The 19,490-nt window shown below is 68.7% G+C and carries 16 protein-coding genes and 2 rRNA genes (1 of these 18 running past the window's edge); 15 read left to right on the forward strand and 3 right to left on the reverse strand.

The annotated features are described in order from the left end of the window. The 10 genes from FDM97_RS02775 to FDM97_RS02820 form a co-directional block, all read left to right on the forward strand. Nucleotides 1–2,936 (forward strand): 23S ribosomal RNA (locus FDM97_RS02775) (it extends 186 nt beyond the left edge of the window). Between the two features lie 79 nt (nucleotides 2,937–3,015). Next, a 5S ribosomal RNA gene (gene rrf, locus FDM97_RS02780) occupies nucleotides 3,016–3,132 on the forward strand. A gap of 72 nt (nucleotides 3,133–3,204) precedes the next feature. Then, the gene (locus FDM97_RS02785; protein WP_137988679.1) at nucleotides 3,205–3,849 is read left to right on the forward strand and encodes an HAD family hydrolase; all 645 of its coding nucleotides are present in this window, start codon (nucleotides 3,205–3,207) and stop codon (nucleotides 3,847–3,849) included. 66 nt (nucleotides 3,850–3,915) lie between these two features. Beyond that, nucleotides 3,916–5,133: an MFS transporter gene (locus FDM97_RS02790; protein WP_137988680.1), complete on the forward strand. Its 1,218-nt coding sequence runs from the start codon at nucleotides 3,916–3,918 to the stop codon at nucleotides 5,131–5,133. Continuing rightward, the gene (locus tag FDM97_RS02795; RefSeq protein ID WP_137988681.1) at nucleotides 5,102–6,280 is read left to right on the forward strand and encodes an acetoin utilization protein AcuC; all 1,179 of its coding nucleotides are present in this window, start codon (nucleotides 5,102–5,104) and stop codon (nucleotides 6,278–6,280) included. The genes FDM97_RS02790 and FDM97_RS02795 overlap by 32 nt, the downstream gene beginning before the upstream one ends. Nucleotides 6,281–6,364: 84 nt before the next feature. Further along, a complete protein-coding gene (locus tag FDM97_RS02800) occupies nucleotides 6,365–7,180 on the forward strand; it encodes a phosphatase (protein ID WP_137988682.1) in 816 nt (271 codons plus the stop codon). 128 nt (nucleotides 7,181–7,308) lie between these two features. Continuing rightward, nucleotides 7,309–7,518 carry a helix-turn-helix domain-containing protein gene (locus FDM97_RS02805; RefSeq protein ID WP_158988220.1) on the forward strand — a complete coding sequence of 70 codons (210 nt, stop codon included), beginning with the start codon at nucleotides 7,309–7,311 and terminating at the stop codon, nucleotides 7,516–7,518. A gap of 132 nt (nucleotides 7,519–7,650) precedes the next feature. After that, nucleotides 7,651–7,749: a 30S ribosomal protein bS22 gene (locus tag FDM97_RS02810; RefSeq protein WP_003948845.1), complete on the forward strand. Its 99-nt coding sequence runs from the start codon at nucleotides 7,651–7,653 to the stop codon at nucleotides 7,747–7,749. A gap of 193 nt (nucleotides 7,750–7,942) precedes the next feature. Further along, complete coding sequence (locus FDM97_RS02815; RefSeq protein WP_137988684.1) at nucleotides 7,943–8,983, forward strand: NAD-dependent epimerase/dehydratase family protein; 1,041 nt, start codon at nucleotides 7,943–7,945, stop codon at nucleotides 8,981–8,983. A 2-nt stretch (nucleotides 8,984–8,985) separates the two neighbouring features. After that, entirely contained in the window at nucleotides 8,986–10,071 is a 1,086-nt protein-coding gene (locus FDM97_RS02820) for a lysophospholipid acyltransferase family protein (RefSeq protein ID WP_137988685.1), read from the forward strand. Between the two features lie 106 nt (nucleotides 10,072–10,177). Here FDM97_RS02820 and FDM97_RS02825 read toward each other — a convergent pair whose 3' ends face one another. The 3 genes from FDM97_RS02825 to FDM97_RS02835 all read right to left on the reverse strand — a co-directional run bounded on the left by FDM97_RS02825 (nucleotide 10,178) and on the right by FDM97_RS02835 (nucleotide 13,841). Beyond that, a complete protein-coding gene (locus FDM97_RS02825; protein ID WP_137988686.1) occupies nucleotides 10,178–11,383 on the reverse strand; it encodes a DUF5667 domain-containing protein in 1,206 nt (401 codons plus the stop codon). A gap of 297 nt (nucleotides 11,384–11,680) precedes the next feature. Further along, entirely contained in the window at nucleotides 11,681–12,472 is a 792-nt protein-coding gene (locus FDM97_RS02830; RefSeq protein ID WP_137988687.1) for an ECF subfamily RNA polymerase sigma factor, BldN family, read from the reverse strand. A gap of 427 nt (nucleotides 12,473–12,899) precedes the next feature. After that, on the reverse strand, nucleotides 12,900–13,841 hold the full coding sequence (locus tag FDM97_RS02835) for an HAD family hydrolase (RefSeq protein WP_137988688.1): 942 nt from the start codon (nucleotides 13,839–13,841) through the stop codon (nucleotides 12,900–12,902). 144 nt (nucleotides 13,842–13,985) lie between these two features. Between FDM97_RS02835 and FDM97_RS02840 the strand changes: the two genes are divergently transcribed. The 5 genes from FDM97_RS02840 (at nucleotide 13,986) to FDM97_RS02860 (ending at nucleotide 19,396) form a co-directional block, all read left to right on the forward strand. Further along, nucleotides 13,986–14,282: a glutaredoxin family protein gene (locus tag FDM97_RS02840; protein ID WP_137988689.1), complete on the forward strand. Its 297-nt coding sequence runs from the start codon at nucleotides 13,986–13,988 to the stop codon at nucleotides 14,280–14,282. Nucleotides 14,283–14,554: 272 nt separating this feature from the next. Continuing rightward, complete coding sequence (locus tag FDM97_RS02845) at nucleotides 14,555–15,370, forward strand: redox-sensing transcriptional repressor Rex (RefSeq protein WP_137988690.1); 816 nt, start codon at nucleotides 14,555–14,557, stop codon at nucleotides 15,368–15,370. After that, a complete protein-coding gene (locus FDM97_RS02850) occupies nucleotides 15,367–16,737 on the forward strand; it encodes a glutamyl-tRNA reductase (RefSeq protein WP_137988691.1) in 1,371 nt (456 codons plus the stop codon). Before FDM97_RS02845 ends, FDM97_RS02850 begins: the two co-directional genes overlap by 4 nt. Next, nucleotides 16,734–17,729: a hydroxymethylbilane synthase gene (hemC, locus tag FDM97_RS02855; protein ID WP_137988692.1), complete on the forward strand. Its 996-nt coding sequence runs from the start codon at nucleotides 16,734–16,736 to the stop codon at nucleotides 17,727–17,729. The genes FDM97_RS02850 and hemC overlap by 4 nt, the downstream gene beginning before the upstream one ends. Beyond that, nucleotides 17,726–19,396, forward strand: a complete 1,671-nt coding sequence (locus FDM97_RS02860) for a bifunctional uroporphyrinogen-III C-methyltransferase/uroporphyrinogen-III synthase (RefSeq protein WP_137988693.1) — start codon at nucleotides 17,726–17,728, stop codon at nucleotides 19,394–19,396. The genes hemC and FDM97_RS02860 overlap by 4 nt, the downstream gene beginning before the upstream one ends. Nucleotides 19,397–19,490 lie beyond the last annotated feature (94 nt).

Below are 19,490 nucleotides of genomic sequence, written 5' to 3' on the forward strand. Positions count from 1 at the left end.
GAGGGGAAGTGAAACATCTCAGTACCCTCAGGAAGAGAAAACAACCGTGATTCCGGGAGTAGTGGCGAGCGAAACCGGATGAGGCCAAACCGTATGCGTGTGATACCCGGCAGGGGTTGCGCATACGGGGTTGTGGGATCTCTCTTTCACAGTCTGCCGGCTGTGAGACGAGTCAGAAACCGTTGATGTAGGCGAAGGACATGCGAAAGGTCCGGCGTAGAGGGTAAGACCCCCGTAGCTGAAACATCAACGGCTCGTTTGAGAGACACCCAAGTAGCACGGGGCCCGAGAAATCCCGTGTGAATCTGGCGGGACCACCCGCTAAGCCTAAATATTCCCTGGTGACCGATAGCGGATAGTACCGTGAGGGAATGGTGAAAAGTACCGCGGGAGCGGAGTGAAATAGTACCTGAAACCGTGTGCCTACAAGCCGTGGGAGCGTCGCTCACATCTTCGGATGTGGGTCGTGACTGCGTGCCTTTTGAAGAATGAGCCTGCGAGTTTGCGGTGTGTTGCGAGGTTAACCCGTGTGGGGAAGCCGTAGCGAAAGCGAGTCCGAATAGGGCGATTCAGTAGCACGCTCAAGACCCGAAGCGGAGTGATCTAGCCATGGGCAGGTTGAAGCGGAGGTAAGACTTCGTGGAGGACCGAACCCACCAGGGTTGAAAACCTGGGGGATGACCTGTGGTTAGGGGTGAAAGGCCAATCAAACTCCGTGATAGCTGGTTCTCCCCGAAATGCATTTAGGTGCAGCGTCGTGTGTTTCTTGCCGGAGGTAGAGCACTGGATAGGCGATGGGCCCTACCGGGTTACTGACCTTAGCCAAACTCCGAATGCCGGTAAGTGAGAGCGCGGCAGTGAGACTGTGGGGGATAAGCTCCATGGTCGAGAGGGAAACAGCCCAGAGCATCGACTAAGGCCCCTAAGCGTACGCTAAGTGGGAAAGGATGTGGAGTCGCAGAGACAACCAGGAGGTTGGCTTAGAAGCAGCCACCCTTGAAAGAGTGCGTAATAGCTCACTGGTCAAGTGATTCCGCGCCGACAATGTAGCGGGGCTCAAGCGTACCGCCGAAGTCGTGTCATTGCAGTACATACCCCCAACGGGGACTGTGATGGGTAGGGGAGCGTCGTGTGCCGGGTGAAGCAGCCGCGGAAGCGAGTTGTGGACGGTTCACGAGTGAGAATGCAGGCATGAGTAGCGATACACACGTGAGAAACGTGTGCGCCGATTGACTAAGGGTTCCTGGGTCAAGCTGATCTGCCCAGGGTAAGTCGGGACCTAAGGCGAGGCCGACAGGCGTAGTCGATGGACAACCGGTTGATATTCCGGTACCCGCTTTGAAACGCCCAATATCGAGCCCATTAATGCTAAGGCCGTGAAGCCGCCCCGGAGCCTTCGGGCAAAGGGGAGTGGTGGAGCCGCTGACCCAAGGTGGTAGTAGGTAAGCGATGGGGTGACGCAGGAAGGTAGTCCAGCCCGGGCGGTGGTTGTCCCGGGGTAAGGGTGTAGGGCGCTGTCTAGGCAAATCCGGACAGCACATAGCCTGAGACCTGATGCCGAGCCGATTGTGGTGAAGTGGATGATCCTATGCTGTCGAGAAAAGCCTCTAGCGAGTTTCATGGCGGCCCGTACCCTAAACCGACTCAGGTGGTCAGGTAGAGAATACCGAGGCGTTCGGGTGAACTATGGTTAAGGAACTCGGCAAAATGCCCCCGTAACTTCGGGAGAAGGGGGGCCATCACTGGTGATCGGATTTACTCCGTGAGCTGGGGGTGGCCGCAGAGACCAGCGAGAAGCGACTGTTTACTAAAAACACAGGTCCGTGCGAAGCCGTAAGGCGATGTATACGGACTGACGCCTGCCCGGTGCTGGAACGTTAAGGGGACCGGTTAGCTCTGTTTCGACAGGGCGAAGCTGAGAACTTAAGCGCCAGTAAACGGCGGTGGTAACTATAACCATCCTAAGGTAGCGAAATTCCTTGTCGGGTAAGTTCCGACCTGCACGAATGGCGTAACGACTTCTCGACTGTCTCAACCATAGGCCCGGTGAAATTGCACTACGAGTAAAGATGCTCGTTTCGCGCAGCAGGACGGAAAGACCCCGGGACCTTTACTACAGTTTGATATTGGTGTTCGGTTCGGCTTGTGTAGGATAGGTGGGAGACTTTGAAGCCGTGACGCCAGTCATGGTGGAGTCGCCGTTGAAATACCACTCTGGTCGTGCTGGATGTCTAACCTCGGTCCGTGATCCGGATCAGGGACAGTGTCTGATGGGTAGTTTAACTGGGGCGGTTGCCTCCCAAAGGGTAACGGAGGCGCCCAAAGGTTCCCTCAGCCTGGTTGGCAATCAGGTGTTGAGTGTAAGTGCACAAGGGAGCTTGACTGTGAGACCGACGGGTCGAGCAGGGACGAAAGTCGGGACTAGTGATCCGGCGGTGGCTTGTGGAAGCGCCGTCGCTCAACGGATAAAAGGTACCCCGGGGATAACAGGCTGATCTTCCCCAAGAGTCCATATCGACGGGATGGTTTGGCACCTCGATGTCGGCTCGTCGCATCCTGGGGCTGGAGTCGGTCCCAAGGGTTGGGCTGTTCGCCCATTAAAGCGGTACGCGAGCTGGGTTTAGAACGTCGTGAGACAGTTCGGTCCCTATCCGCTGTGCGCGTAGGAATATTGAGAAGGGCTGTCCCTAGTACGAGAGGACCGGGACGGACGAACCTCTGGTGTGCCAGTTGTCCTGCCAAGGGCATGGCTGGTTGGCTACGTTCGGGAGGGATAACCGCTGAAAGCATCTAAGCGGGAAGCCTGCTTCGAGATGAGTATTCCCACCTCCTTGAGAGGGTAAGGCTCCCAGTAGACGACTGGGTTGATAGGCCGGATGTGGAAGCCCAGTAATGGGTGGAGCTGACCGGTACTAATAGGCCGAGGGCTTGTCCTCAGTTGCTCGCGTCCACTGTGTTAGTTCTGAAGTAACGAACACGCCCCCTGCGGGGTGCGGCGGTTCAACTTCATAGAGTTTCGGTGGTCATAGCGTTAGGGAAACGCCCGGTTACATTCCGAACCCGGAAGCTAAGCCTTTCAGCGCCGATGGTACTGCAGGGGGGACCCTGTGGGAGAGTAGGACGCCGCCGAACAATCATTGTGGGAAAGCCCCGCACCTTCTGGTGCGGGGCTTTTCTGCGTTCAGGGGCGTTTATCGTGTGGGCATGCGCTACGAACTGGTCGTCTTCGACAATGACGGGGTCCTCGTCGACAGTGAGCCGATCTCCAACACCATCCTGGCCGGCTACCTGACCGAGCTCGGGCACCCCACCTCGTACGAGGACTCCCTGCGCGACTACATGGGCGCGGCGATCCACCGCGTACACGATCTGATCGGGGAGCGGACCGGGGAGCGGCTGCCGGCGGACTTCGACGAGGCCTTTCACGCGCGTGTCTTCGCCGCCTTCGAGCGGGAGTTGGAGGCTGTCGCCGGGGTGCGGGACGTGCTCAAGCAGCTCGTCGACGACGACATTCCGTACTGCGTGGCGTCCTCCGGGTCCCACGAGCGGATTCGGGTCGGGCACCGCACGACCGGGCTCGACTCCTGGTTCCGGGACGAGAACATCTTCAGCGCCGAGGACGTGGGACGCGGGAAGCCGGCCCCCGATCTGTTTCTGCACGCCGCCGCGCGGATGGGGGTCGCGCCCGAGCGGTGCGTCGTCGTCGAGGACAGTCGCCTGGGTGTCCAGGCCGCCCTGGCCGCCGGGATGGACGTGTACGGGTTCACGGCGATGACGCCCCGGGAGCGACTGGCAGGGGCCACCGGCTACTTCGCCGAGATGGGGGAGCTCCTGGGGCTGCTGCGCTGAGAGGCGCAGATTTGGGCGTGTGATCCATCTACCCATGGGTAGGGCCGGGGCCTACGCTGTGCCGCCATGACGGATGCGCGGTTGCGGCGTGGGCGGGGATCCCTGGCGGTCAGTTTCTTCGTCCAGGGAGTGACGTTCGCGCTCCTTGTGACCCGAATACCGGCGATCCAGGACCGCTACGGGATCTCCGACGGGCTGCTGCCCGTCTTCCTGGCCGCCGTTCCGATCCTGGCCGGTGTGGCCAGTGTGGTCTCCGAGAAGGTCGTGGCGCGGGTGGGGCCCGGGGCGGTGCTGCGGTGGTCGCAGCCGTTCGTCCTCCTGGCGCTGCTCGGGGTCGGGGCGGGGACGCAGATGTGGCAGGTCGCCGTCGCCCTCGGGGTCTTCGGGCTCGCGGTCGGCGCGCTGGACGCCTCCATGAACATGCTCGGGGTGAACCTTCAGCGGGCGTACGGGCGGAGCATCATGCTCGGGTTCCACGCCGCGTACAGCCTGGGCGGGATCACGGGGGCGTCGCTGGCGTGGGCGGGGGCGCACTGGCATCTGCCGCTGTTCGTCTCGTATCTGCCGGTGGTGGCCGTCCTGCTGCCCGTCGCGTTCGTCGGAAGCCGGTGGTACGTGGACAGGGAGCCGGGGCCGGCGGTGGAAGAGCGGGTCACGGCGGGCGGTGGCGGAGTCGCCTTCAAGCTGCTGCTGCCCTTCTGTCTCGTCATGAGCTTCGCGTACATCGGCGACTCGACGGTGTCGAACTGGTCGGCGAAGTATCTGCAGGACGTGCTGGGCAGCTCGGAGGAGCTGGCGACCGTGCCGTACAACGCGTACATGGTCACCACGCTGCTCGGGCGGGCCGTCGGGGACTTCGGGGTGCGGCGGCTGGGGGCCGCCATGGTCGTGCGGTGCGGGGCGGTGCTGGCGGCGCTCGGGTTCGCGGTCGTCGCGGCGGCGCCGGGGGCGTGGGTGGGGATGGCCGGGTTCACGGTGCTCGGCCTGGGGCTGAGTGTGATCGTGCCGCAGACGTTCGCCGCGGCCGGGAGGCAGGCTTTCGAGAGTCACGGTCCGGGCGCGAGCGACGCTGCCGTCGCCCGGCTCAATGTCTTCAACTACGTGGGGTTCCTGATCGGCTCCCCGCTCGTCGGGGCGCTCGGCGACGCGTGGAGCTATCGGGGAGCGATGCTCGTGCCGATGGTGTTGGTCCTGGTGACGGTGGCGTACGCCACGTCGTTCGGTTCTCAACAGGCCCGATACGGTGGCGGGCATGAGCGGCCGCGCACTGTTGATGTGGGATGAAGCTGTTACGCAGTACGACTTCGGGTCCGAGCATCCGATGGACCCGGTGCGGCTCGCGCTGACCATGGGGTTGGTGCGGGCGTACGGGCTCGACCGGGCCGTGGACGTGGTGGCGGCCAAGCCGGCCGGGGACTCGACGCTGCGTCTGGTGCACCGCGAGGACTATGTGGCGGCGGTACGGGCGGCCTCGGCCGATCCGCGCCGCGCGGACCAGTCGTACGGGCTCGGGACGGTCGACGATCCGGCCTTCGCCGGGATGCACGAGGTGTCCGCGCTGATCGCCGGCCAGTCGGTGGGCGCGGCCGAGGCGGTGTGGCGCGGGGAGGCCGCGCACGCGGTGAACTTCGCGGGCGGGCTGCATCACGCGATGCCCGGGTCCGCGTCGGGCTTCTGCATCTACAACGACGCGTCGCTGGCCATCGCGCGCCTGCTCGAGCTGGGCGCGGAGCGGGTCGCGTACGTGGATGTGGACGTGCACCACGGGGACGGGGTGCAGGCGGCGTTCTGGGAGGACCCGCGGGTTCTGACGATCTCGCTGCACGAGCATCCGCGGACGCTGTTCCCGCAGACGGGGTGGCCGGAGGAGACGGGTGCGGCGGGCGCGGGCCAGGGTTCCGCGGTGAACGTGGCGCTGCCGGCGGGGACGGGGGACGCGGGGTGGCTGCGGGCGTTCCATGCCACGGTGCCCGAGCTGATCGCGGACTTCCGGCCGCAGGTGCTGGTGACCCAGCACGGTGCCGACACGCATTTCGAGGATCCGCTGGCGCACCTGGCGGTGTCGCTGGACGCGCAGCGGGCGGTGCAGGTGGCGTGTCATGAGCTCGCGCACGCGCACGTGGACGGCGGCAGGTGGGTCGCGCTGGGCGGCGGCGGGTACGCGGTGGTGGATGTGGTGCCGCGGTCGTGGACGCATCTGGTGGGGATCGCGGCGCATGCGGAGATCGATCCCGAGTCGGTGATTCCCTCGTCGTGGCGGGACCTGGTGTACGCGCGGACGCGGCAGTTGGGGCCGGCGCGGATGACGGACGGGCGGTGGCCGGTGGGCTGGCGCGACTGGGAGGAGGGCTACGACCCGGCGGACCGGCTCGACCAGGCGGTGCTGGCGACGCGTCGGGCGGCGTTTCCGCTCAGAGGTCTGCTCGCCTGAGAGCTTGTTCCGTGGTTACGCCAACGGTGGGGTCTCCCAGGGGTTTTGGTCCGCCGTCAGCCTGGCTCGGGCAGCATCGAGAGGGTGCTGAGTACCGGGGCGTTGCGGGCGCATTTGTTGGCGGCGGGGTTGGCGGGGACGGTGGCGACCTCGCGGGAGGAGAGCCTGCGCAGTTACCGGCTCTTCGCGGCGCGGGATCCGCGGGTGATGCTGGGTCTCGACCCTCAATGGGGCTGGGGCGAGGGAGACTTGCTGCGCCTCATGGCCGACAAATGCGGGGTGTCAGGGGACCCGTCGCACCGGTCGGGGCCCGATGTCATCGATCCGGAGCGGACGTTGAGCGGCCTGAACGCGTTCGCGGCGCGGCTGGGTGAGGTGGCGGGGCGGCGGGCTCCGGTGCTGATCGGGACCGGTCATCCGCACAGACTGCTCGGGTTCTACGCAGAGCTTGCAGACGCTTTGTCGGCGGTGGGATGTCTTGTTCTCACACCCGCGCAGGGGAGATGTGTCGACATAACGACCCGGTTCGGTCTACGCACGTACATCCTCGACTACGTACGAGGCGTCGCGCTGGTGCGAGAACCCGGTCTGCCGGGAGCCGGGCGCGAGACGGGGGCGCACAGCCACTCACCGCTGCCGGTTAGGGCTGCTCTCGAGGGTGCGGTGGAGGCCGGATGGCCGCTGCCCGAGCTCGTCGTGGGGGACCACGGATGGGTCTGCGGTGCAGGTCAGCTGGGTTTCGAGGCCATCGGTCTCGCCGATACGGACGATCCCGCGCTGTTTGTCGGAGAGGCGGAGGGGCAGGTCTCCGTGGCCGTTCCGCTTGATGATGCCGTGCGGTCGGATTACTACCGCCCGCTTACTCGCTATGTACTCAATCGAGCGTGTCTGTCACGGTAAACGGCCGATGGCTGCTCCTCTTCCCCACTCGTACCACACGCCCCTAGTCTGGAGCGTGAGCGCACAGCGACGCAGGGTCACCGGAGGGGAAGCCGGTGGGCGTCGTGTGCGGAAGGTACAGGTGGGTCATGGCTGCTGGCGATCGACCTCTCAACGAGGTCAAGTTTCTGACCGTGGCGGAAGTCGCCTCGGTGATGCGAGTGTCGAAGATGACCGTGTACCGCTTGGTGCACAGCGGTCATCTGCCGGCGATCCGGGTGGGCAGGTCCTTCCGGGTCCCGGAACAGGCGGTTCACGAGTACCTCAGGGAGTCTTTCGTGGGGGTGGAGACCGCGTAGCGAGCGCGCGGCCGGGAGCTCGTCCGCCCCTCGGATTACAAGCGCGGTGCTATGGGCGGTAGGCTAAGCCCTCGTAGGTCGTGTGGGCCCAGACGCCCCGCACCGAGTAAAGAGAAGTGAGCGAGGGTAGTCGTGGGCTCTGTTATCAAGAAGCGGCGCAAGCGGATGGCCAAGAAGAAGCACCGCAAGCTGCTCAAGCGCACCCGCGTTCAGCGTCGCAACAAGAAGTAAGCGACGGCTGTAACGACGGCTGTTTGTGCGTCGAGCGTGGCCCCCCACCGAAATCGGTGGGGGGCCACGCTTTTTTCGGCCGGTTCCACCCGGTTGCCCACGGCAGTCATCGCAGCGCAACAACGAGGCGCTACGGTGGCGCACAGACCCTCCGGGGAGAACCCGGGGGAGGGATCGACGGAAGGCGCTGATCTTGGGCAAGGTCGTGCTCGTCACCGGTGCGGCCCGGCATCTGGGCGGCCGTTTCGTACGGCGCGCCCAGCGGGACCCGGAGGTGGACCGGGTGGTCGCCGTCGACGCGGTGGCGCCGGCGCACGACCTCGGCGGAGCCGACTTCGTCCGGGCGGACATCCGCCAGCCGACCATCGCGAAGGTGCTCGCGGAACACGAGGTGGACACGGTCGTCCATATGGACGTCACCGGAACGGCCCTCGGCGCCGGGGGCCGGACGTCGGTCAAGGAGACCAACGTCATCGGCACCATGCAGCTGCTGGGCGCCTGCCAGAAGTCGCCGCGGGTCGGACGGCTCGTGATCAAGTCCAGTACGAGTGTCTACGGCTCCGCGCCCCGCGACCCGGCCGTCTTCACCGAGACGACCCCGGCCAAGTCGCTGCCGAGCGGTGGCTTCGCCAAGGACGCCGTCGAGGTCGAGGGGTACGTACGGGGCTTCGCGCGGCGCCGGCCGGATGTCGCGGTGTGCGTGCTGCGGTTCGCGAACATCCTCGGGCCGCGGGTGGACTCCCCGCTGGCCGAGTATCTGTCACTGCCCGTCCTGCCGACCGTCTTCGGATACGACCCGAGGCTGCAGTTCGTCCATGAGGACGACGTCATCGAGGTCCTGCACCTCGCCTCGAACGAGCCGCGCCGGGCGACCCTGAACAGCGGCACGTTCAACGTGGCCGGGGACGGGGTGCTGCTGCTGTCGCAGTGCGCGCGGCGGCTGGGGCGGCCGACGGTGCCGGTGCTGCTGCCCGCGGTGACGTGGGTCGGCTCGGCGCTGCGGACGGTCGGTGTCACCGACTTCGCGCCCGAGCAGATCCGGCTCCTCACGCACGGCCGGGTCGTCTCCACGGTCCAGATGCGCGAGACGCTCGGTTTCACCCCTCGGTTCACGACGGCCGAGACCTTCGCGGACTTCGCCCGCAGCCGCGGGCCGGGGCTGCTTCCGCCGGAGACGCTCGCGGGGGCCGTGGACCGGGTCGCGGCCCGGCTGGATCAGAAGGAGCCCAGGTAACGATGGCGGACGCCAAGGTCATTCCGTTCGACGACGACCGCTCACGGGCGCGGCGCCGGCCCGCCAGGGCGGCCAGGGATGCCGCCGTACGCGCTCTGCCGGGCCAGCAGCAGGGCCAGCAGGGCGAGCCGGACGTTCGGGGCCGACAGGGGCGGCACGGGCCCGAGGAGGTCCCGCAGGCCGCGCAGGCCGCCCAGGCGGCGGTGGAGCCGGAGGGCGTCGACGCCGAGGCCGTGCCGGGGCGCCGGAGCGGGTGGGAGCGGCGGCTCGCGGGTGGGCTGGCCTTTCTGCGGCGGCGGGTGACCGGCGAGTACGAGGTCGACGAGTTCGGTTACGACAAGGAGCTCACCGACCAGGTCCTGATGTCGTTGGTGCGGCCGCTTGCCGAGAAGTACTTCCGGGTGGAAGTGAAGGGCGTGGAGAACATCCCCGCCGAGGGCGGCGCGTTGGTCGTCGCGAACCACTCCGGGACGCTGCCGCTGGACGGCCTGATGATGCAGGTCGCCGTCCACGACCATCACCCGGCCGGCCGCCATCTGCGGCTGCTCGCCGCCGATCTGGTCTTCATGCTGCCGGTGGTCAACGAGCTGGCCCGCAAGGCCGGACACACGCTGGCCTGCTCCGAGGACGCGGAGCGGCTGCTGCGGGCCGGGGAGATCGTGGGCGTGATGCCGGAGGGGTTCAAGGGCATCGGGAAGCCGTTCAGCGAGCGGTACAAGCTGCAGCGCTTCGGCCGGGGTGGCTTCGTCTCGACGGCGCTGCGGGCCGGGGTGCCGATCGTGCCGTGTTCGATCGTGGGCGCGGAGGAGATCTACCCGATGATCGGCAACGCGAAGACGCTGGCGCGGGTGCTGGGCATTCCGTACTTCCCGATCACGCCGACGTTTCCCTGGTTGGGGCCGCTGGGCGCGCTGCCGCTGCCGACGAAGTGGACGATCCAGTTCGGTGAGCCGATCGCGACGGACGACTATCCGCCGGAGGCGGTGGAGGACCCGATGCTGATGTTCAACCTGACGGACCAGGTCCGCGAGCAGATCCAGCACACGCTGTACAAGCTGCTGGTGCAGCGCAGGTCGGTGTTCTTCTGATCGTGTTCCTCTGACCCTGTTCTTCCGGCCGTGTCCGTCTGAGTGACGGTACGACGATGGGGCGCCCCTCCCTGGATCCTTGGAGGGGCGCCCCATCGTCGTCGTCCTAGCGGGTGTCCTCGCTGTCGATGCCCAGGCCGGGGAGCAGGCCCGGCAGCAGGGGCGGAAGGGTGACGTCCGGCATCGGGGGTGCCGACTGGTCGGTCGACGGGCTGGGGAGTGTGCCGGTCGGCGGGGTGTCGAGCAGTCCGCCCGTGTTCCCGCCCAGCAGGCCGTCGTTCTCCGGGGAGCCCGTGCCCGAGCCGGAGCCTGAGGGCTGGGGCCGGGTGGAGCCTTCGCCGCCCGTGGAGGGGGCTGCGGGGGAGGACGGCGGGCGCTGGGTCTGCGTACGCGGGGTGTCCTGCGGGGAGCCGGGGCTGTTGGTGCCGACGGCGCCCTTCTCCGGGGTGCGGGGGAGCATCCCCTGGAGCGGCTCGACCTCTTCGTCTATGGCGACGAAGACGTCGTTCACCTCGTTGCCGACGTCGGTGAGCTGGACGGGCAGCCGGTCGCGCAGGCCCTTCCAGGTGCCGCGGTGGGCTTGGGCGAAGGAGTTCAGCCGGGCCATCGGGCCGATCTCGCCGTCCCGTTCGTACGCCTGGCGCAGCAGCCGGTGGCCCTCGGAGGCGTCGTGCTTCATGCCGCCGAGGACGCGGCGGATCTCGCTGAGCGACTCGTGGTCGAGGTCGCCGGCGCGGCCGCGCTCCATGAGCCTGCGGGCCTCGCTGAGCCGGGTCGACGCCTGGTCCAGGTAGATCCCGCCCCGGTCGGCGTCGTCGTCGGCCATTCCGAGCTTGATGTCTTCCATGCCGCGCTTCAGCCCGTAGAGCGAGTCACCGGGAAGGGCGTCGGAACTCGCAGCGGCCACACCGCTGAAAGCGCCCGCGGCCACACCGACCGTGAGGCCCCCCGCGGCGATGCCCTTCGACCAGCGGGAGCGGGGGCGCAATTTCCGGAGCGGGGAGGCCCGGTGGGTTCCCCGTCCGCTCGATGTCCGCTGCTCCGGCACCGTAGGGCCCGCGGCTGCGCTCCCCTCCGCGAGCATCGCTTCCATGGCGGCGACGAGCTGGGCTCGTTGCACCACCTTGACCTCGGGGTCCATCTCCGGTTTCGGCAGCTCGCCGAGACCGTTCGCCAGCGCCAACAGCCGCCCTTGCTCGGCCGGTTCGGCCGATGCCTCGGGCTGCTCGGCCGCCGCGCCCTCGGACGCCCGATCCTCCAGGGCCTGGGCGAAGGCGTTCGCCCGCCGGTGCGCCGATACGTTCGCGATCACTGGCGGCACCTCCTCTCGTCATGACGGTCGACTCCCCGGGGTGTCCGGAAGGTTGCACACCTTGAACGCATCCACACGAACGAGTGAGTGGCTGCGGGCACGGCGTGACCACAGGGAGCCTGCATTCCGCACAACGAGCGGCGCGGCACTTGGGTTACGCGCGAAAGATGATCGGACCAGTGCGTCATCGAGGCGTCACCGACTGTGAGTTGGGCAGGGGTCGGGGGGCGTGGGGGGTGATGCGGGGGATGGGGCGCGGCGCGGCGTGCGGGGGCGCGTGTGGGGGGCGCGAAGTGGTCAGCGGGCGTCGTCCGGGAGCAGGCGCGCGAGGGTGCGCACGGCCCGGTACTGGAGGGTCTTGATCGCACCCTCGTTCTTGCCCATGACCCGGGCCGTCTCGGCGACCGAGAGGCCCTGCAGGAAGCGCAGGGTCACGCACTCCTGCTGCTGGGGGTTGAGGCGGCGGACGGCGTCGAGGAGGGCGGCGTTGGAGAGGGACTCCAGGACGGAGTCCTCCGGGCTGCGTTCGACCTCGTTGGCGTCGAGCATCTCGCCCGTGGTCACTTCGAGGCGGAAGCGGCTCGACTTGAAGTGGTCGGCTACCAGGTTGCGGGCGATGGTGACCAGCCAGGCACCGAAGTCGCGGCCCTGCCAGGTGAAGGTGGAGATCCGGCGCAGGGCGCGCAGGAACGTCTCGCTGGTGAGGTCCTCCGCGGTCGCCTTCCCGCCGACGCGGTAGTAGATGTAGCGGTAGACGGTGTCGCTGTACTGGTCGTACAGGCGGCCGAAGGCCTCGGCCTCACCGGCCTGGGCGCGCTCGACGAGGTCCATCATGCGCGCGCTGTCGCTGTCGGCGGTGGGGCGGCGGGCGGCGGTCGAGGTTCCGGTGCCGCCGCGGCTGCCCCGTCTGCCGACAGCGGCTCCGCTCTCGGCGAGGGCATAGCAAGGACCGGCGGGTGCCGGTGCGGCGAAGGCAAAGGCGGGGACAGGGCCGGCGTACGCGGTGGGGACGAAGCCGCGCAAGTGGTCGAGGACCGTTGCGCGCAGCGTAGCCAGGCCCGAGGCGTCAACCCCGACGTGTGGGTACACGGGACTCCCAGAGGCAGAGCTTCCATCACGTGCAGTGCGGGACCGTTCACTCGTCGTGGCGACGTGTGGGTTCCGTTGTGCGTCTGAGGAGAATAACGCTTCGTACAGGCAGCGCTACACCCAGTTGCTCAAATCATCGATTCCGTCGCATCTGTTACCGCTTGTGGACGTGATCGTTCGCACTTGGTGACCGGTTGTTGATCGGATTGCTTCCGAGTGTGACTGCGCGCAGGTGCTGTTGTGCTCGAGTGCGCAACGGGGGAGTGATCCGGGCCGCTGTCGGGTAGGGAGGAGGGAATGCCCGTCGGTCGACCTGTACGGCGTTGTTCGACCACGTACGGGTGAGTGGGGTCGGTCCCGGGTTGTCGCAGATGATCGCAGCCGAAACGTATCGGCAGGCCGGCGGCGCGCCGGGCGCGCCACGGGGTCAGCGGCGGCGGCGGTGCAGGGCGACCGCGGCGGCCGTGCCGCCCGCCAGCGCGCCGACGCCCGCGGCGGCCGGGATGCCGACCTTGGCCGCCTTGCGGCCCGTCCGGTAGTCCCGCAGTCGCCATTCGCGCGCCCTGGCGTGCTTGCGCAGCTTGGTGTCCGGGTTGATGGCGTACGGGTGACCGACCAGCGAGAGCATCGGGATGTCGTTGTGGGAGTCGCTGTAGGCGGCGCAGCGGTTGAGGTCCAGGCCCTCGGCGGCGGCCAGCGCGCGTACGGCCTCCGCCTTGGCCGGGCCGTGCAGGGGCTCGCCGACCAGCTTGCCCGTATAGACGCCGTCGATCGACTCGGCGACGGTGCCGAGCGCGCCGGTCAGGCCGAGGCGGCGGGCGATGATCGTGGCCGTCTCGACGGGGGCGGCCGTGACGAGCCAGACCTTCTGCCCGGCGTCGAGGTGGGCCTGGGCGAGCGCGCGGGTGCCGGGCCAGATGCGGTCGGCCATGTACTCGTCGTAGATCTCCTCGCCGATCGACATCAGCTCGGAGACGCGGTGACCCTTGACGATGGACAGGGCGCTGTCGCGGGCGTCCTGCATGTGCTCCGGGTCCTCGACGCCGGCCAGCCGGAACCACGCCTGCTGCCAGGCGAAGCGGGCCAGTTCACGGCGCTGGAAGAACTTCCGCTTGTACAGGCCGCGGCCGAAGTGGAAGATCGCGGCGCCCTGCATGACGGTGTTGTCGAGGTCGAAGAAGGCGGCGGCCTCGGCGTCCCCGACGACCGGGAACTCGGGCTCGGCGGGCTCGGCCCGCGCCGCTGTCTCCCGCTCCAGTTCGAGCTGTTGCGAGGTCTTGCGCGCCGCCTCCGCGGCGGCCTCGCCTGCCAGAACGCTGCGCGCGGTGGCGGAGCGCCTACGGGGGGTGAGCCATCCCATTGCGGCCATGTCGTGAGCATAGCCAGTCTGTTCGGTACTTCCCGACGTCTCGGGATGCCGAGGCGTGAACACTCCGCGACTCTCCTGTTAAACGGACAATGAGGGAGCAAGCTGGAGGCACGGGGCGCGGGGCACGCTCCGGCGCGGCGCAGAATGGACGGCATGTTTGGACGGACGAAGAAGAAGGACACCCCCGCCGCTCCCGTCGCCTCCTCGCGGACCGTGACGCTGATCGGCAAGCCGGGCTGTCATCTGTGCGACGACGCCCGGGCCGTGATCGAGGCCGTCTGCGCCGAGACCGGAGCGAGCTGGGAGGAGAAGGACATCACTCAGGACGAGGAGCTCCACCGCGAGTACTGGGAGCAGATCCCCGTGGTCCTGGTCGACGGCGAGCAGCACACCTTCTGGCGCGTGGACGCCGGCCGGCTCCGCCGTGAACTGGGTGGCTGACCGGAAGACGGTTACCATCGTGGACGTTTTGTTGGGTTTCGGGGGCGTGATCGTGAGGAGAGTGTGCGGTTTTGCCCCCTTCGGATACTCAACGGGCTGACGCGCTCCATGGTTCCGTCATGGCGCGAACCGGCCGCGTGACCCCGGTCACTTTGGCCGGACAAAACGGACACCATCTTTGTGCACGCGTTCACAAAGACATAGCCTGCATTCGACGGGGCGGTCACGGGACATATGGCCGCCTGCAGCCCCGCTCATCCCGCAGGAGCATCGTGGCAACTGGCCGAACTCACCGACCGGCGACCCGCAGCCGAGGAATTCCCGAGGCCACCGTCGCCCGGCTTCCGCTGTATCTGCGTGCGCTCACCGCACTGTCGGAGCGGTCCGTACCCACGGTTTCCTCCGAGGAGCTCGCAGCCGCCGCGGGGGTCAACTCCGCGAAGCTGCGCAAGGACTTCAGCTACCTCGGCTCGTACGGGACGCGAGGCGTCGGCTACGACGTCGAGTACCTCGTCTACCAGATCTCCCGCGAGCTCGGCCTGACCCAGGACTGGCCCGTCGTCATCGTCGGTATCGGTAACCTCGGCGCCGCGCTCGCCGGCTACGGCGGGTTCGCCTCCCGTGGCTTCCGCGTCGCCGCGCTGATCGACGCCGACCCCGCCATGACCGGCAAGCCGGTCGCCGGGATCCCCGTCCAGCACAGCGACGACCTCGAGAAGATCATCAGCGAGGACGGCGTCTCCATCGGTGTCATCGCGACCCCGGCCGGCGTCGCCCAGCAGGTCTGCGACCGGCTCGTGGCCGCCGGGGTCACCTCCATCCTGAACTTCGCCCCGACCGTGCTCTCCGTTCCCGACGGCGTGGACGTGCGCAAGGTCGACCTCTCCATCGAGCTGCAGATCCTCGCCTTCCACGAGCAGCGCAAGGCCGGCGAGGAGGCGGAGTCCGAGACCACCGCTGCCGCTGCCGCTGCCGCCGCTGTGCCGACGCCGCCCACGGCCCTCGGTGCCGGAGCCGGCGAACCCCAGCGCAAGGGCGCGGGCCGCAAGGGACCCGACGGGGACGTCCCCGCCGTGATGCCGGCATGAGTCTCCTCGTCGTCGGTCTCAGCCACCGCAGCGCCCCGGTCAGCGTCCTCGAGCGGGCCTCGCTCGCCGCGGACACGCAGGCCAAGCTGCTGCAGGACACCCTCGCCGCCGAACCGGCCGCCGAGGGCGCGGTCCTGGCCACCTGCAACCGCATCGAGCTCTACGCCGACGTGGACAAGTTCCACGCCGGTGTCGCCGAGTTGTCCACGCTGCTCGCCCAGCACAGCGGCGTCGGCCTCGAAGAGCTGACCCCTTATCTCTACGTGCACTACGAGGACCGGGCCGTCCACCACCTCTTCTCGGTGGCCTGTGGGCTCGACTCCATGGTCGTCGGCGAGGGCCAGATCCTCGGCCAGATCAAGGACGCCCTCGCGCTCGGCCAGGAGCTGCACACCGCCGGCCGGCTCCTCAACGACCTGTTCCAGCAGGCGCTGCGGGTCGGCAAGCGCGCCCACAGCGAGACCGGCATCGACCGGGCCGGGCAGTCGCTCGTCACCTTCGGGCTCCAGCAGCTCGCCGACGGTACGGACGTGAACGCCTGGTCGGCCGGCAAGCGCGCCCTGGTCATCGGCGCCGGCTCGATGTCCTCGCTGGCCGCCGCCACGCTCGCGCGCGCCGGCGTCGCCGAGATCGTGATCGCCAACCGTACGTCCGCCCGCGCCGAGCGGCTCGTGGAGATCCTCACCGAGCCCGGGGGCAGCTCCGGGGGAGGTACGGGAGTGGCCGCGCGCGCGGTCGAGATGGTTGCCGTCGGCGACGAACTGACACGTGCCGACGTCGTCATCTCCTGCACCGGCGCCACCGGACTCGTCCTGACCGGCGAGGCCGTCGAGACCGCGATGAAGGACCGCACGGCCCCGCTCGCGCTGCTCGACCTCGCCATGCCCCGCGACATCGACGCCGCCGCCCACCGCATGCCGGGTGTCCGGCTCGTCGACATCGAGTCGCTGGCGGAGGCCTCCGCCGACGCCCCGATGGCCGCCGACGTCGACCAGGTGCGCGCCCTCGTCTCCGACGAGGTGGCCGCCTTCGGCGCCGCCCAGCGCGCCGCGCACATCACCCCGACCGTGGTCGCCCTGCGCACCATGGCCGCCGACGTGGTCGCGGGCGAGGTGGCCCGGCTCGAGGGCCGGCTGCCCGACCTCGACGACAAGCAGCGCGCGGAGATCACCCAGACCGTGCGCCGGGTGGTCGACAAGCTCCTGCACGCGCCGACCGTGCGGGTCAAGCAGCTGGCCAGCGAGCCCGGCGGCGCCGGGTACGCCGACGCGCTGCGGACACTCTTCGACCTCGACCCGGAGACGGTCGCCTCCGTCTCCCGGGCCGACCTGAATGACGCCGACGTCAAGAACCGAGGGCGAGTATGACCGAGAGGGCCCAGAGGGCACTGAGGCTCGGGACCAGGCGCAGCAAGCTCGCCATGGCCCAGTCCGGGCATGTGGCCGATGCCGTCCGGCAGTTGACCGGCCGGCCCGTCGAGCTCGTGGAGATCACGACGTACGGGGACGTCTCCCGTGAGCACCTCGCGCAGATCGGCGGTACGGGAGTCTTCGTCACCGCGCTGCGCGACGCGCTCCTGGCGGGCGAGGTGGACTTCGCCGTCCACTCGCTGAAGGACCTGCCGACCGCGCAGCCGGAGGATTTGGCCCTGGCCGCGATCCCGCGCCGCGAGGACCCGCGCGACGTGCTGGTGGCCCGTGCCGGGCTGACGCTCGAGCGGCTTCCGCAGGGCGCCCGGATCGGCACCGGTTCGCCGCGCCGGATGGCCCAGCTGAACGCCTACGCGCGCAGCCACGGGCTGACCATCGAGACCGTGCCGATCCGCGGGAACATCGACACCCGCGTCGGATACGTGCACAAGGGCGAGCTGGACGCGGTGGTTCTCGCCGCGGCCGGTCTCAACCGCATCGGCGGGACGGAGGAGCTCACCGGCTCCCTGTCGCTCGACTTCCTGTCGGTCGACTCCGTCCTGCCCGCCCCCGGCCAGGGGGCACTGGCGATCGAGTGCGCGGCGTCCAATGCCGACCTCGTCGCCGCGCTCGCCGAGCTCGACGACCCGCACACCCGGGCCGCCGTGACCGCCGAGCGCTCCCTGCTCGCCGCCCTGGAGGCCGGCTGCTCCGCACCCGTGGGTGCGCTGGCCGACCTGCTGGCCGAGGATTCCGGCCGCGGGCAGATTGTCACTGAAATGCGCCTGCGCGGCGTCGTCGGTACCACCGACGGCTCGACGCTGGTGCAGCTGTCCACCACCGGTCCCGTACCCGCGTCGTACGACGAGGCGATGGCGCTCGGACGCGAACTCGCGGACGAGATGCTCGCCAAGGGTGCGGCCGGTCTTATGGGGGAGCGAGCACTTTGAGCCCCACCAGCCCGACCACCAGCCCCGCGTCCCCGGCCTTCTCCGGTCATGGAAGCGTCACCTTCCTCGGCGCCGGACCAGGCGACCCCGGACTGCTGACACTCCGGGCCGTCGAAGCCCTCTCCGGCGCGGACGTCCTGATCGCCGAGCCGGAGGTGCTCGAAGTAGTCCGCTGCCATGCGCGCGCGGGCGTGAGCACGCCTGAGCTGACGGTTGTTGACGAGGCGTCAACAACCGCCGGTGTCCCCGTGTTGAGGGATGCGACCAATCTTGTCATGGAGGCCGCGCGGGGCGGCAAGCGGGTCGTCCGTGCGGTGACCGGCGACCCCGGCCTCGACGGGAACGCAGGTCAGGAGATGCTGGCCTGCGCCGCCGAGGGCATCCCCTTCGAGGTCGTGCCCGGTGTCGCCACCGCGGTGGGCGTACCCGCGTACGCCGGTGTCCCGCTGCGCGACGCGCAGGGCACCGATGTGCGGTTCGTGGACGCCCGTACCGCCGACGACCGGTGCTGGGCCGAGGTCGGTGCCTCGGACGGCACCGTGGTCGTGTCCACCTCGCTGGACGCGGTGGCGGCGGCGGCCGGAGAGCTGGTGGCGGCAGGCCGTAAGCCGGACACCCCGCTCACCGTGACCATCGGCGGCACGACGACCCGGCAGCGGACCTGGACCGCGACGCTCGGCACGATCGCCCAGGTCTTCAAGCAGGGCAAGGTGCTCCCCTCGCCCGAGGGACACCGGCACGTGATAGCCGTGGTCGGCGAGCGCAGCGCCCCGGCGCAGCGGGACCAGCTGGCGTGGTTCGAGTCGAAGCCGCTCTTCGGGTGGCGGGTGCTCGTGCCGCGTACGAAGGAACAGGCCGCGTCGCTCTCCGACCAGTTGCGTTCGTATGGTGCGGTGCCGCACGAGGTGCCGACGATCGCCGTCGAGCCGCCGCGGACGCCGCAGCAGATGGAGCGTGCGGTCAAGGGTCTGGTGACCGGCCGCTACGAGTGGATCGCCTTCACGTCGGTCAACGCGGTGAAGGCGGTGCGGGAGAAGTTCGAGGAGTACGGGCTCGACGCGCGGGCCTTCGCCGGGATCAAGGTGGCGGCGGTCGGCGAGCAGACGGCCGCGGCGCTCGTGGACTTCGGTGTGAAGCCGGACCTGGTGCCGAGCGGTGAGCAGTCGGCGGCGGGGCTCCTGGAGGACTGGCCGCCGTACGACCCGGTCTTCGACCCGATCGACCGCGTCTTCCTGCCGCGGGCCGATATCGCGACGGAGACGCTGGTCGCGGGGCTCATCGAGCTCGGGTGGGAGGTCGACGACGTGACCGCCTACCGGACGGTGCGGGCGTCGCCGCCGCCGGCGGACACGCGCGAGGCGATCAAGGGCGGTGGCTTCGACGCGGTGCTGTTCACGTCGTCGTCGACCGTGCGGAATCTGGTCGGGATCGCCGGGAAGCCGCACAACGTGACGGTCATCGCCTGTATCGGTCCTGCGACCGCGAAGACGGCGGAGGAGCACGGGCTGCGGGTCGACGTGCTGTCGCCTGAGCCGTCGGTGCACAAGCTGGCGGAGGCGCTGGCGGACTTCGGTCTGCGGCGGCGGGCGGCGGCGCTGGAGGCGGGCGATCCGGTGACGCGGCCGAGCGAGCGGCGGCCGGGCGCGCGGCGGCGGCGGACGACGTAGTCGGCAGCTCGGGGTGCGGGGCCTTGTCGGGGTCCCGCACCCCGGTGCGGTAGGGGCACCTGGAGCGGACGCGCCCGCAAGGGCGCCGGGGTCC

The sequence above is a fragment of the Streptomyces vilmorinianum genome (assembly GCF_005517195.1).
Classification (GTDB): domain Bacteria; phylum Actinomycetota; class Actinomycetes; order Streptomycetales; family Streptomycetaceae; genus Streptomyces; species Streptomyces vilmorinianum.